Raw genomic sequence first — 12,241 nt, forward strand, 5'->3', positions numbered from 1 at the left:
AAGAAAGATGAGCAAAACAGGTCAAACCGCTGCAGAGCTAACGCCGGAGGAAATTCGAGCGGAGTATGAAAGACTTATAGAACAGAATGGGATGCGCGCACGGAACGCGGCCCGTGAAATGGGGATATCCGAAGGGCAGTTGGTGGCCGCTCGGGTCGGAGAAGAGGCTATCCGCTTAAGTGATGACGCCGAAGCTATCCTGAAATCTGCTGTCTCTCTAGGAGAGGTGATGGCGCTCACCCGGAATGAACATTGCGTCCATGAAAGAAAGGGCGTCTATGAGAATGCCAGCTTCTTTAAGCACGGTCCGATGACGACGGGTTTGTTCGTGAACCCCGACATCGACCTTCGCCTGTTCATGACGCATTGGAAACATGCCTTTGCCGTTACCGAAACCGGAAAGGCTGGCGCTCGCAAGAGCCTGCAGTTCTTCGACGGAATGGGCGAGGCCATCCATAAAATCTACCTCACCAATCATTCCAAAGAGGCCGCCTATGATGATCTGGTTGCAATGCATCGCCACGCTGAACAGGTTGCGTCAATCGAAATTGAAGGGGCAAAACCAAAACCGGAGGAACGCCCGGATTCAGAAGTCGACTGGGAAGGCTTCCGTTCCGCCTGGGAGAATCTGAAAGACACTCATGATTTCTTTCCCATGCTCCGGAAGTTCAAGGTGGGGCGCGTTCAGGCCTTGAAAAAGATCGGCACGGACTTCGCCGCTGAGCTTGATAACAGCGCAGCTCGGCTGGTGCTCGACCGGGCGCGGGACAGTGAATGCGAGATTATGGTCTTTGTCGGCAATAAGGGCTGCATCCAGATTCATACCGGCCCAGTCAACAAGCTGGTAGAGGCCGGGGGGTGGTTCAATGTCCTCGACCCCAAATTTAACCTGCATCTGGATGAGACCGGAATCAGCCACACTTGGGTTACGAAAAAACCATCCGCAGACGGGATAATCACCGCTGTTGAAGTTTTCGACAAGAACAACGAACTGATCGTGACCTTTTTTGGCAAGAGGAAGCCCGGCATACCGGAACTGGGCGGATGGCGTGAAATTGTCGAGAGCCTGCCGCGCCAGGAGGTATCGAATGTTGCCTGAATGGCTTTCATTCGCGCTTCCTTACTGGTTTTCCCAAATGGGAATAATGGCATGGCCGCTTGCCATATGCTCCATCCTGGCCGGTGCGGTCGGGTTGGAGCGGCTATTTTTCATTTTTCGGGCGGCGGTCAGGTCAAAAATTCGGTATGAACAACTCGCCGATTATCTGTGGGCAAACAAGAACCAGCCAAAGGTGGTGCGCGATGAACTCGTCGGCGTTGCGTTGAATGATTTCCGGCGTCCGTACTATAACGGGATCAAATTGCTACGGCTGATCGGCATGATCAGCCCGATCATTGGTCTGCTTGGGACCATTCTCGGCATTATCGCGGCGTTCAAGGTCATCTCCGTGCAGACGGGCCCTGTCTCTCCGGCGCTTATTGCCGACGGGCTGTGGGAAGCGATGCTGACCACGGCCGCAGGATTGATGATCGCCTTGCCCGCGCTGTTGATGGCGCATTTCTTCAGCGCGTTCAGTGACCGGCAGCTGGAAGGCTTTTGTCTGGAACTCAATCGTCTGTCGCTTTCCTTCGAGATGGCAAAGCATGAGCCCACGTCCGAGGTCGTTGCCCTGAAAACAGAGGCGCGGCGGTCATGATAACGCTTCAACCTGAAGATTCGCATGGGGGTACTCTGCGGGACTTGGCGCCTGACCTTACGCCGATGCTGGATATTCTGTTTATCCTTTTGGTGTTCTTCCTGCTGACAGTTGGAACGGTTCTGCGGTCGCTTGATCTGCAGCTTCCCTTGGCCGTGGAGGAGGAGTTGGAGCAGCTCAATGAACCGAAGCATATCATGCTGGAAATTCGGGAAAGCTCCTACGCTCTGGACGGGAAAGAGTTCGATCATTTCGTCGAACTGAAAGAAGCGATCAAGGAAAGCCGGGCCGCCCGACCGGAACATGAAATCATCGTTGCCGGGGATCGCCAGATTTCAATCGAAAAATTACTCAAGGTGCTCACATACCTGCAGTCGCAGGGGATTGAGGCCGCCAATATTCTTATGCAAAAAGAAACAAATCCATGATCAGAATTATTGTTTTTCTCTGCCTGTTTATTTCCACGGCGGCCCATGCGGATGCCCCGAAACGGATTGTCTCCATTGGGGGCGCACTCACGGAAACAATCTATGCGCTGGACGCCGGTGATCTGGTTGTTGGCAGTGATACCACAAGCTACTACCCGCCCGCCGCAGCCTCAGCGCCCAAGGTCGGCTATATGCGCGCCTTGAGCGCGGAGGGAATTCTCTCCCTCAGCCCGGATCTCGTTATCTTGTCTGAAGAATCCGGTCCTCCAACGGTTCTTGAACAGTTGAAATCTGCCGGTGTCACCATGCTGGTGCTCGAGGCCGGGCGAACGATTGGCGATGTGAAAAAGAACATCAAAATTCTTGCTGAAACCCTTGAAAAACAGGGGGAAGGGGAAAGTCTAATCTCTGAAATAGACGGCACAGTCTCGAAACTGCAGGAGGCGATTGCCGCGCAAGAATCTTCCAAGTCGGTCATGTTTATTCTGCAGCATAGCGGTGGCGCCCCGATGGTGGCCGGATCAAAAACCGCGGCGGACAGTATTATCAAGCTGGCCGGTGCTGAAAACGCCGTAACGGGGTATGACGGGTACAAACCACTCTCCCCGGAAGCGGCAACGAGTTTGGCTCCTGATATTCTCTTGGTGACAACGCAGGGGCTGGAGCAATCGGGGGGCGAAGCGGCGCTTCTGGCGGCTCCGGGAGTGTCGCTCACGCCAGCAGCGAAAAACGGGCATGTAGTTGCGATGGATGCCCTTTTGCTGCTCGGCTTCGGACCACGGACGGCCGAAGCTGCCCTCGAACTTAATGGCAGGCTGAATAGCCAATGAGCCTGAACGACAGAGCAGCCGGTGCGCCGTTTTCCTTCAGGAAAATGAAGATTTCGGTATTCCCGCTACTGGGCCTTCTTCTGCTGGTGGTTGCCTTGATATCCGCGTCCATCGGAGCTGTTTCAATCCCGCTTTCCGAGATTGTAAGTGGCTCCCTGACGGATCAGCAGATGGCGGTCCTGAATTCCATCCGGTTGCCGCGCGTGCTGCTTGCGGTGATTGTCGGTGGCGCGCTGGCCCTATCCGGTGCTGCCATGCAGGGGTTGTTCCGCAATCCTCTGGCGGATCCCGGTTTGATTGGCATCGCAACCAGCGCCGCGCTTGCCGTGGCAATAGTCATCGTGCTGGTCGGACCGATTGCCGGATATCTGGGGCTTTATGCCTTGAGCGTTGCCGCCTTCGCGGGCGCGCTCGTCGCCTGTTTTGTGATTTTTCGTTTTGCCAGGCTGACCGGCACTTTCTCCGTTACCTACATGTTGCTGACCGGCATTGCGATTAATGCGCTCTCGGGGGCAGGGGTGGGATTTCTGACCTATTTGAGTGATGATCAGCAGCTTCGGACCCTGACCTTCTGGACGATGGGCAGTCTCGGCGGTGCGTTGTGGATCTCCGTCATCGTTGCTGCGACAATTATCATTCCTTCTGCGGTTATCCTCGTCCGGAATGCACGAGAGCTAAACGTGCTGCTGCTGGGGGAGAGTGAAGCTCGATACCTCGGTGTCGAGGTGGAGAGGCTGAAGCGGACCATCGTCATCTGCACCGCGCTCTCTGTCGGTGCGGCGATTTCCGTCAGCGGGATCATCGGGTTTGTCGGTCTTGTGGTGCCGCATCTGGTCCGTTTGACACTGGGGCCGGATCACCGGCTTCTCATTCCGGCCTCCGCCTTTTTGGGGGCGATCCTGCTGTTGATCGCCGATACGTTCGCGCGAACTGTCGTGGCTCCCGCAGAGATGCCGGTCGGAATCCTGACCAGCATGATTGGCGGGCCATTCTTCCTCTGGCTGCTGGTGAAGCAATATTCCGGAAGGTTCGGCCTGTGATTGACGCAGAAAACATCGTCTATTCCATTGGCGGACAGCGCATTCTCGCGAATGTCTATGCGACGTTCAAACCGGGTGAGGTGACGGCCATCCTCGGGCCTAATGGTGCGGGGAAGTCAACTCTGCTTAAATGCCTGACCGGTGCGCTCAAGCCGGATGAGGGACGGGTGTTACTCGCGGGAAAGGATCTCAAGCATTTTTCCCTAACGGAGCTGTCACGGAAGCGCGCGGTTCTGTCCCAGGCCAACCCGATCAGCTTTCCCTTTACGGCGCATGAAATCGTCGTGATGGGGCGCAATCCCTATTCCTTGGAGAAAACCACTGCATCAAATGCCGAAATAGCCGATGAGGCGCTTAATCTTGTTGACGCCCGGCATCTTCGGGATCGATCCTATCCGACGCTTTCCGGCGGAGAGCAGCAACGCGTCCAGTTCGCGCGGGTGCTGTCGCAGATTTGGGAGCAGGAGGGAGCCTGCCTCTTTCTGGATGAGCCGACATCCGCCCTTGACTTGAGGCATCAGCATCAGTTGATGGACCTGGTGCAAAAGCTGGCTGCGGAGAAGAAGCTGACGGTCATCATTGTCATGCATGATCTCAATCTAGCCTATCACTGCACGGATCGTTGTTTCTTCATTCGCGAGGGTTGGATCCGTGGTGGCGGAACGTCCAAGGACCTGATCACTGCCGATACGATTGCCGAGATATTTGATCTTCCAATGAAATATGCCGCCATGAGGTTCGGCATGGATCTCGCCGGATAGCCTATCTGTCATTCTCCACTTTTGGGAAGGAGGACTTTGGACTAACATGCCTTGCCACTGGGTTGAGCGGGCTGTTGGAAGGGCGAAATGTCAGGTCAGGAAAAGAAAAGCCCGGAAGTCATCGTGATCGGGGCTGGAATAATCGGTATCACCTCCGCGATCGAGCTTCAGGCAAAGGGCGCTAACGTCACTGTTCTGGACAAGAGCGGTGTCGCGGCCGGTGCATCTCAAGGAAATGCAGGCGCCTTTGCCTTTTCCGATGCGTCGCCCGTTGCCTCCCCCGGCATTATACGGAAGGCGCCAAAATGGTTTCTGGATCCGCTGGGCCCGCTGTCCGTTCCGCTGCCCTATGCCATCCAGATTCTCCCCTGGATGTTGCGTTTTCTGCGGGCGAGCCGGCCTGAACAGGTGAAGACGGGGATAGAAGCACTAACAACATTGATGACCGTATCGCGCGAGCGGCTTGTTCCCTTCATGGAGCAGACGGGAACTCATAATATGCTGCGCCAGCACGGTAATTTGCAGCTTTATGAACATCGCAAATCATTCGAGGAGAATTTGCCTGTCTGGCACGCAAGGGAGGAGCGGGGGAGCAAATTCACGCCGCTAACCGACCCGGATCAGATCGCAGAATACCAACCCGGCATTGACAGGCGCTTTGTCGCCGCCATCGCGACAAATGACTGGTATGGCATTTCCGATCCGAAGGACTACACGGTTCAACTGGGTGAATTCTTTAAAGCAAAGGGCGGCGAGATTGTTATTGCGGAGGCAGTCGCGCTTAAGCACGGGGCGGTGAGCGTTTCCGTTGTGCTGAAAGATGGAAAAGAACTGTCGGCGGATCATATCGTCGTTTCCGCCGGAGCCTGGTCTCACCATCTGGCGAAAACAATTGGCGATCATATCCCGCTGGAGACGGAGCGGGGGTATAACACGACGCTCCCTGTCGACGCGTTTGATCTCAAGCGGCAGCTTTCCTTCGAGGAGCATGGATTTGTCGTGACTCCGTTATCGAGCGGTATTCGCGTCGGCGGTGCGGTGGAGCTCGGCGGGCTGAAACTGCCGCCAAACTATCGGCGGGCGGATGCTCTGCTCAACAAGGCGAAGGGTTTTCTTCCCGATCTTAAAATCGAGGGCGGACGGCAGTGGATGGGTTTCCGGCCCAGCCTGCCGGATTCGATCCCCGTTATCGGCCCTGCTAGTCGGTCCCGCCGCATCACCTATGCTTTCGGGCACGGCCATCTTGGTTTGACCCAGTCCGCAGGAACAGCGAAACTTGTGTCAGATCTGGTGATGGGGATTGAAAACGGCGTTGATCTCTCTTCATATTCGCCAAGTCGGTTCTAGGGGCGGCAGATGGCGCAATATACATTCCAATGCATAGATGGCCATACTTGCGGCAATCCGGTGCGGGTGGTGACGTCCGGCGGGCCAGAGCTTGAAGGCGAGACCATGCTCGCCCGCCGCGCGCATTTTATGCGGGATTTCGACTGGATCCGCACAGGCCTGATGTATGAACCGCGCGGTCATGACCAGATGTCGGGAACGATCCTTTATCCCTCCACCCGCGATGACTGCGACATTGCCGTCCTTTTTATTGAAACATCAGGCTGCCTGCCCATGTGCGGCCATGGCACCATCGGTACAGTCACCATCGCGATAGAGGAAGGGTTGGTCACCCCGAAAACACCTGGAAGACTTACCCTTGATACCCCGGCGGGGAAGGTCGTCGCGGAATTTCGTATGAAAGGTGAGTATGTTGAGGAGGTGCGAATTACCAACGTACCCTCCTTCCTTTATGCCACAGGTCTTAGCGCGACTTGCTCGCCTCTCGGTGAGATAACTGTCGATGTGGCATATGGCGGAAATTTCTATGCGATCGTCGAGCCGCAGGCGAATTTCAGTGATATAGCCGATTATTCCGTGTCAGATCTGATCCGATGGAGCCCGGAACTTCGATCCGCGCTCAATGAGAAATATGATTTTGTTCATCCTGAACAGCCCGATATTAAGGGTCTGACGCATATCATGTGGACCGGCAAGCCGACCGTGGCGAGTGCCACCGCGCGAAATGCGGTTTTCTACGGAGACAAGGCGATTGACCGCTCTCCCTGTGGTACGGGAACTTCGGCACGCATGGCGCAATGGTGCGCACGAGGCGACCTTGCTGTGGGGGATGATTTCATTCACGAGAGCATTATCGGTTCCCTCTTTAATGGTCGTGTGGAGGGGGACGCTAGAGTCGCAAACACTGATGCGATTATCCCGTCCATCGGGGGCTGGGCGCGCGTGACAGGATACAATAGGATCATCATTGATGAGCGGGATCCGTTTGCTCACGGCTTTGTCGTTAGATAAGGAGAAAAGCATGAGAATAACCGCGATAAAGGCCTGGCAGGTAGATCTCCCTCTTAAGGAAGGGCGTTATAGCTGGTCCAACGGCAATTTTGTTGAGGTGTTTGATAGTACGGTCGTCGCCATCGAGACGGATGAGGGCATAACCGGTTATGCGGAATGCTGTCCGCTAGGGTCGACTTATCTGCCGTCTTACGCGAAGGGAGTGCGCGCCGGCCTCGCCGAGATCGGCCCCCATCTGATCGGACAGAACCCGCTCGCCCTCCATGAGATCAATCGGGTTATGGACAGCAGCTTGCGAGGGCATCCCTATGCTAAGGCGCCGATTGATATCGCCTGCTGGGATATTCTTGGAAAGGCAACCGGACAGCCAGTCTATATGCTCCTTGGCGGAGCGATGCAGGAGGATGTCGCACTTTATCGGGCGATCTCGCAGGAAAGCCCGGAGCAGATGGCTGCGAAGATACAAGGCTACAGTGCGGAAGGGTACACGAAATTCCAGCTTAAAGTCGGGGGCGACGCGAATGAGGATATCGAACGGATCCATGCTACCCGTGCCATCCTGAAAAAGAGCGATATTCTGGTCGCGGATGCCAATACCGGCTGGACCCGGCATGAGGCGGCGCGAGTCGTCGGCGCAGTTGCCGACCTTGATGTCTATATCGAGCAACCTTGCCTGACTTATGAGGAATCGGTGTCGATCCGCCGGCGCACGGGGCTTCCCTTCGTGCTGGATGAGGTCATTGACGGCCCGGGCATTCTGGTGCGCGGGATTGCCGAGGATGCGATGGATGTCATCAATCTCAAGATTTCAAAAGTAGGCGGGCTGACGCGAGCGCGGCTAATGCGGGACCTTTGCGTTGCGTCCGGCATCCCCATGACGATTGAGGATACATGGGGCGGCGACATTACGACCGCGGCTATTGCCCATCTTGCACGGTCAACACCAGAGGAGTTCTGCTTCTCCGCTACTGACTTCAACTCGTATGGGACTGTGACAATCGCGGAAGGAGCGCCCAAGCGCGTCAATGGCCGGATGACGGCGTCCGATGCGCCGGGTCTCGGGGTTGCTCCCGATTTCGATGTATTGGGAGAGCTAGTTCTTGACATTTCCTGACGGGAACCCCTTGCAGAGTTCCGCGATAACCGCGTAGAAGTGACGTTATAACCAAGCAGTCGAAGACGCAGACTCAACAGAAAGAAGAGAAGAAATGTCGAAAATTTCCGCGAATGGGATTGAGATTGAATATGAAACTTGGGGGAATGCCTCGGCAGATCCTATCGTTCTTGTCGGCGGGGTTGGTGTACAGCTCACCTCCTGGAATGAAAGCTTCGTAAGCGCGCTTGTCGATGCGGGATTTTTTGTCATTGCCTATGATAATCGCGATGTCGGCTTGTCTACCAAGTTTTCTGATTGGGGACCGGCGGATATTCCTGCGGCCTTCGCTCAGGCTCGGGCCAAGGAGAAGGTCTCCGCTCCCTACATGTTGGAGGATATGGCCGATGATGCCGCAGAGCTGATTAAGGCGCTCGGGATTGAGAAGGCCCATATCCTCGGAAGTTCCAACGGTGGTGCCATCGCACAGACGCTTGCCTATCGGCGACCGGACTGTGTGAAAACCCTGATCTCTGTCATGGCGACGTCCGGACGGCGTGGATTGCCGCGTCCTACAGAAGCCGCCGCCAACTGGCTGAGCCAGCCACGTAACCCCGCCGGAACGCGAGAAGGGGCAATGGACGAAGCCATCGACACTGCAAAAACAATCGGTAGTCCGGCTTTTCCTGTCGACGATAAGATATTGCGGGAACGTGCCGCGGGCCTTTTTGATCGCTCCTTTTATCCGGAAGGGCACGGCCGCCATCTTCTCGCGAGCCTGGCCTCGGGCGATAGCCGCGTTGCGCATTTATCCGAGATTGCGGCGCCAACCCTTGTCATTCATGGGCGGGAAGACCCGCTCGTCCCGCTTGGCTGCGCGGAAGATGTGAAAAACTCCATCCCCGGCACCGAGATGATCGTGATAGACGGCATGGGCCACGACATTCCCGATGAAGCTGTACCAATCATGGTTGAGGCGATCGTGAAAAACGCGAAGCGGGCCAGCTAGTGGCAAGTCCTCCGGCGGATAGCGCGTATTTATCCGCCGGGCGCACTGTTGATGTGACAAGCCCGCTTGATTGACGTAAAATCCTCACGAACAGAGACATGAACGGGGAGGAAATTATGTCAACTGTGCAGGATAAGCACGCCGAAACGGCGCTGCAGGAGCCGTTTCAATCGGTTATCGCGCCGGTCCATAACCGCTCCTATGTCGCCGGGGAAAGATCGACTGCGCTCCGTCGCCAGACAATCCCTGACTTGCTGAAAGAGACGGTAGGGAAATTTGGATCGCGTGATGCGCTGATCTTCCCCAAGCAGGAAATGATCCTGACCTATGCAGAGTTCGATCGAAAAGTGGACAGGCTGGCGGCCGGCCTGCTCGCGTTGGGCCTGGAAAAAGGGGATCGAATAGGAATTTGGTCTCCGAACAATATTGAATGGATATTAACTCAATATGCGACCGCCCGGATCGGCCTGATCCTGGTCAATATCAATCCGGCCTACCGTCTCACGGAACTGGAATACGCGCTCAACAAGTCCGGCTGCAAGGCACTTGTCGCGGCGGACAAGTTCAAGACGTCGGATTACCTGAAGATGATCCGGACGCTGGCGCCGGAGCTGGAGAAATCCGAACCCGGACGGTTGAATTCCGCAAAACTGCCCGCCCTGAAAACCGTTATTGGTATTCATGAAAATCCTGGCGCCGGCATCTTTGCATTTTCGGATATTTCCGAGATGGGAAATTTGTCGGATCGGGAGCGGTTGGATGACATCACCGCGTCGCTGTCACCGGATGACCCTATCAATATCCAGTTTACCTCGGGAACGACCGGGGCCCCCAAAGGAGCGACCCTAACTCATTATAATATTGTCAATAATGCCGCCCATGTCGTTGGCCGCATGAATTTTACCGAGAAGGACAGGCTCTGTATCCCCGTGCCACTGTATCATTGTTTTGGGATGGTGATGGGGTCCCTAGGCTGCGTCAGTTCCGGGGCGGCAATGGTCTTTCCTGGAGAGGCGTTTGATCCGGAAGAAACATTGCGGGCGATTTCGCATGCGCACTGCACCGCGCTTTATGGGGTCCCGACAATGTTTGTTGCCATGGTTGGTCATCCACTGATTGCTGAGCTTGATCTTTCCAGTTTGCGCACCGGGGTCATGGCGGGCGCGCCCTGCCCAATTGAGGTGATGAAAAAGGTCATAGATCATATGCATATGTCGGAGGTGACGATTTGCTATGGGATGACGGAAACCTCTCCCGTTTCCTTCCAGAGCAATGTGGATGATCCACTTGAGAAGCGAGTCTCCACCGTGGGCCGTATTCATCCGCATGTCGAGGTTCGAATTGTCGATGAAAATGGCATGGATGTGCCCGTCGGCACGCGGGGGGAGCTGTGGACGCGCGGCTATTCCGTCATGCAGGGCTATTGGGATGATGAGGAGAAAACCCGAGAGGCGATTGTCGACGATGGGTGGATGCGGACCGGTGATCTCGCCGTTCTTGACGACGAAGGATATTGCCAGATTGTCGGCCGTCTGAAGGACATGATCATCCGGGGCGGCGAGAATATCTATCCGCGGGAGATTGAAGAATTCCTCTTTACTCATCCTGATATTCAGGAAGTGCAGGTCTTCGGTGTCCCGGATGAAAAGTTTGGAGAGGAGGTCTGTGCCTGGATCGTTGCCCGCGATGGGGCAACGTTGGATGCGGACGGGGTGAAGGCCTATTGCAAGGATCAGATCGCCCATTACAAGGTGCCGCGGCATGTGCGGTTCGTCTCTGAACTTCCGATGACGGTCACCGGAAAGCCGCAGAAATTTATTATGCGCGACGAAATGATGGCTATACTAAATTAGGATTTTTAACCGGTTAATTTGTATAAATTGGTATATTATTCTGGGTTAGAAAAACTAACCAATATATTGTTATTAAAGAATTAAATATAAAAACTAGTCCAGTTCTGATATTTTTTTCTTAAATATATCCTGGGCTCTGCCCCATACCCCGCGCTCTATATTAGAGAGTGCACGAAGAGACGGGAGAAGTTGTGCGGCATAATCCTCGCTGCTCTCCACCGGGAGCATGGAGGGGAGATTATCGATCGCCATCACATCGAGGGGAGGATTCCCGTCACCTGCCCGGATGACCGGATCATCAAAAGAGGTGGCATGATCATAGATCGGGATAGGATTATAGGGACTGCCGGGATCGCAGGATATGTCGGCAATGACCGAAAGCCGCCGCGGTGATTCCAGGGCCGACTTGGGCACGAAAACCGGCACGCCTTCATTTGCAAGGATACAGTTCACAAATATATCATGCGCGAGTATTTCCGGGAATGGCCCGCCATGGGCTGTTTCCGCCATATCCCATTTCGTCACCTTGAGGCCGAGTGCTTCAAGACAGTTGCTCGCGCCGGTGCCGACACGACCAAGAGCGCCGATCACGATTGCGTCGGGTTTTGAACGACCTGTCTCAAGCGCCTGCGCAAGATTCTCTTTCAGACTGTTGATCAGTTTATCACGCCCTGGATAGACATCTACCTTGTGTGGACCCGGCCCCTTGCCGAGTTGTTCCGCCGTCCAGACCATCAGGGCAATAGCGGCGCCTGCAAATCCCGCCCAATAGCCGAAGGCGGCGACCCGACGGCCCGTCTCGTCCGTCAGATATTCCAGATCATAGAGTGTGCCGCCTCCCGCCTTGAACCGACTGAGCAGGGCAGGTCCGTCCGCCTGTCCCTTGAAGGCATGACCGAACATGATATGACGATGCGGAAGCGGCGAGGTTCCCACGGGGAGTTCCTTGAGGCCGAAGATGATGGCATCTGCAGGGGCCTTGGGCCAACTTCCTTCTGCTGCTATCTCGCAGCCGGTAGCCCGATAGGCGGCGATAGGGAGGGCACGGCTGCTGCTTTCTTCGACCGTTACCCGAAATCCGTCGGCCATAAGCGACTGGACGCCTTCAGGTGTGATCCCGACTCGTTGCTCATTTCCGCGTTGTTCCGCGCGCACCCATAGGTGAGTCATAT

Annotated in this window: 12 protein-coding genes; 11 read left to right on the forward strand and 1 reads right to left on the reverse strand. The window is 55.5% G+C overall.

Features of this window, described 5'->3' with window-relative positions; all coding sequences use genetic code 11:
- Positions 1–7: 7 nt before the first annotated feature.
- The 11 genes from J0X12_RS06580 to J0X12_RS06630 all read left to right on the forward strand — a co-directional run bounded on the left by J0X12_RS06580 (position 8) and on the right by J0X12_RS06630 (position 11,069).
- On the forward strand, positions 8–1,099 hold the full coding sequence (locus J0X12_RS06580; RefSeq protein ID WP_207043450.1) for a hemin-degrading factor: 1,092 nt from the start codon (positions 8–10) through the stop codon (positions 1,097–1,099).
- Complete coding sequence (locus J0X12_RS06585; RefSeq protein ID WP_207043452.1) at positions 1,089–1,697, forward strand: MotA/TolQ/ExbB proton channel family protein; 609 nt, start codon at positions 1,089–1,091, stop codon at positions 1,695–1,697. The genes J0X12_RS06580 and J0X12_RS06585 overlap by 11 nt, the downstream gene beginning before the upstream one ends.
- A complete protein-coding gene (locus tag J0X12_RS06590) occupies positions 1,694–2,125 on the forward strand; it encodes an ExbD/TolR family protein (protein ID WP_207043454.1) in 432 nt (143 codons plus the stop codon). The genes J0X12_RS06585 and J0X12_RS06590 overlap by 4 nt, the downstream gene beginning before the upstream one ends.
- Positions 2,122–2,955: a heme/hemin ABC transporter substrate-binding protein gene (locus tag J0X12_RS06595; RefSeq protein ID WP_207043456.1), complete on the forward strand. Its 834-nt coding sequence runs from the start codon at positions 2,122–2,124 to the stop codon at positions 2,953–2,955. Before J0X12_RS06590 ends, J0X12_RS06595 begins: the two co-directional genes overlap by 4 nt.
- A 44-nt stretch (positions 2,956–2,999) precedes the next feature.
- Positions 3,000–3,995: a FecCD family ABC transporter permease gene (locus tag J0X12_RS06600; protein ID WP_207044729.1), complete on the forward strand. Its 996-nt coding sequence runs from the start codon at positions 3,000–3,002 to the stop codon at positions 3,993–3,995.
- A complete protein-coding gene (locus J0X12_RS06605; protein WP_207043458.1) occupies positions 3,992–4,756 on the forward strand; it encodes a heme ABC transporter ATP-binding protein in 765 nt (254 codons plus the stop codon). Before J0X12_RS06600 ends, J0X12_RS06605 begins: the two co-directional genes overlap by 4 nt.
- 87 nt (positions 4,757–4,843) lie before the next feature.
- The gene (locus J0X12_RS06610) at positions 4,844–6,103 is read left to right on the forward strand and encodes an NAD(P)/FAD-dependent oxidoreductase (protein ID WP_207043460.1); all 1,260 of its coding nucleotides are present in this window, start codon (positions 4,844–4,846) and stop codon (positions 6,101–6,103) included.
- Positions 6,104–6,112: 9 nt separating this feature from the next.
- Positions 6,113–7,114 (forward strand): 4-hydroxyproline epimerase, encoded by a 1,002-nt coding sequence (locus J0X12_RS06615; protein ID WP_207043462.1) that lies wholly within the window; start codon positions 6,113–6,115, stop codon positions 7,112–7,114.
- A 10-nt stretch (positions 7,115–7,124) separates the two neighbouring features.
- Positions 7,125–8,228, forward strand: coding sequence for a cis-3-hydroxy-L-proline dehydratase (locus J0X12_RS06620; protein ID WP_207043464.1), 1,104 nt, complete (start codon positions 7,125–7,127; stop codon positions 8,226–8,228).
- A 94-nt stretch (positions 8,229–8,322) separates the two neighbouring features.
- On the forward strand, positions 8,323–9,216 hold the full coding sequence (locus J0X12_RS06625; protein ID WP_207043466.1) for an alpha/beta fold hydrolase: 894 nt from the start codon (positions 8,323–8,325) through the stop codon (positions 9,214–9,216).
- A 116-nt stretch (positions 9,217–9,332) separates the two neighbouring features.
- Positions 9,333–11,069, forward strand: coding sequence for an AMP-binding protein (locus J0X12_RS06630; RefSeq protein ID WP_207043468.1), 1,737 nt, complete (start codon positions 9,333–9,335; stop codon positions 11,067–11,069).
- Between the two features lie 93 nt (positions 11,070–11,162).
- Here the strand turns inward: J0X12_RS06630 and J0X12_RS06635 are convergent, their stop codons facing one another.
- Positions 11,163–12,239, reverse strand: coding sequence for a saccharopine dehydrogenase (locus J0X12_RS06635; protein WP_207043470.1), 1,077 nt, complete (start codon positions 12,237–12,239; stop codon positions 11,163–11,165).
- Positions 12,240–12,241 lie beyond the last annotated feature (2 nt).

Origin of the sequence: Sneathiella sedimenti (assembly GCF_017313765.1) — a bacterium.
Taxonomy (GTDB): Bacteria; Pseudomonadota; Alphaproteobacteria; order Sneathiellales; family Sneathiellaceae; genus Sneathiella; species Sneathiella sedimenti.

Excerpts from the sequence above, each read along its gene's own strand:
- J0X12_RS06580 (WP_207043450.1), top strand. The coding sequence starts at position 8 with ATGAGCAAAACAGGTCAAACCGCTGCAGAGCTAACGCCGGAGGAAATT.
- J0X12_RS06585 (WP_207043452.1), top strand. The coding sequence starts at position 1,089 with ATGTTGCCTGAATGGCTTTCATTCGCGCTTCCTTACTGGTTTTCCCAA.
- J0X12_RS06590 (WP_207043454.1), top strand. The coding sequence starts at position 1,694 with ATGATAACGCTTCAACCTGAAGATTCGCATGGGGGTACTCTGCGGGAC.
- J0X12_RS06595 (WP_207043456.1), top strand. The coding sequence starts at position 2,122 with ATGATCAGAATTATTGTTTTTCTCTGCCTGTTTATTTCCACGGCGGCC.
- J0X12_RS06600 (WP_207044729.1), top strand. The coding sequence starts at position 3,000 with ATGAAGATTTCGGTATTCCCGCTACTGGGCCTTCTTCTGCTGGTGGTT.
- J0X12_RS06610 (WP_207043460.1), top strand. The coding sequence starts at position 4,844 with ATGTCAGGTCAGGAAAAGAAAAGCCCGGAAGTCATCGTGATCGGGGCT.
- J0X12_RS06615 (WP_207043462.1), top strand. The coding sequence starts at position 6,113 with ATGGCGCAATATACATTCCAATGCATAGATGGCCATACTTGCGGCAAT.
- J0X12_RS06620 (WP_207043464.1), top strand. The coding sequence starts at position 7,125 with ATGAGAATAACCGCGATAAAGGCCTGGCAGGTAGATCTCCCTCTTAAG.
- J0X12_RS06625 (WP_207043466.1), top strand. The coding sequence starts at position 8,323 with ATGTCGAAAATTTCCGCGAATGGGATTGAGATTGAATATGAAACTTGG.
- J0X12_RS06630 (WP_207043468.1), top strand. The coding sequence starts at position 9,333 with ATGTCAACTGTGCAGGATAAGCACGCCGAAACGGCGCTGCAGGAGCCG.
- J0X12_RS06635 (WP_207043470.1), bottom strand. The coding sequence starts at position 12,239 with ATGACTCACCTATGGGTGCGCGCGGAACAACGCGGAAATGAGCAACGA.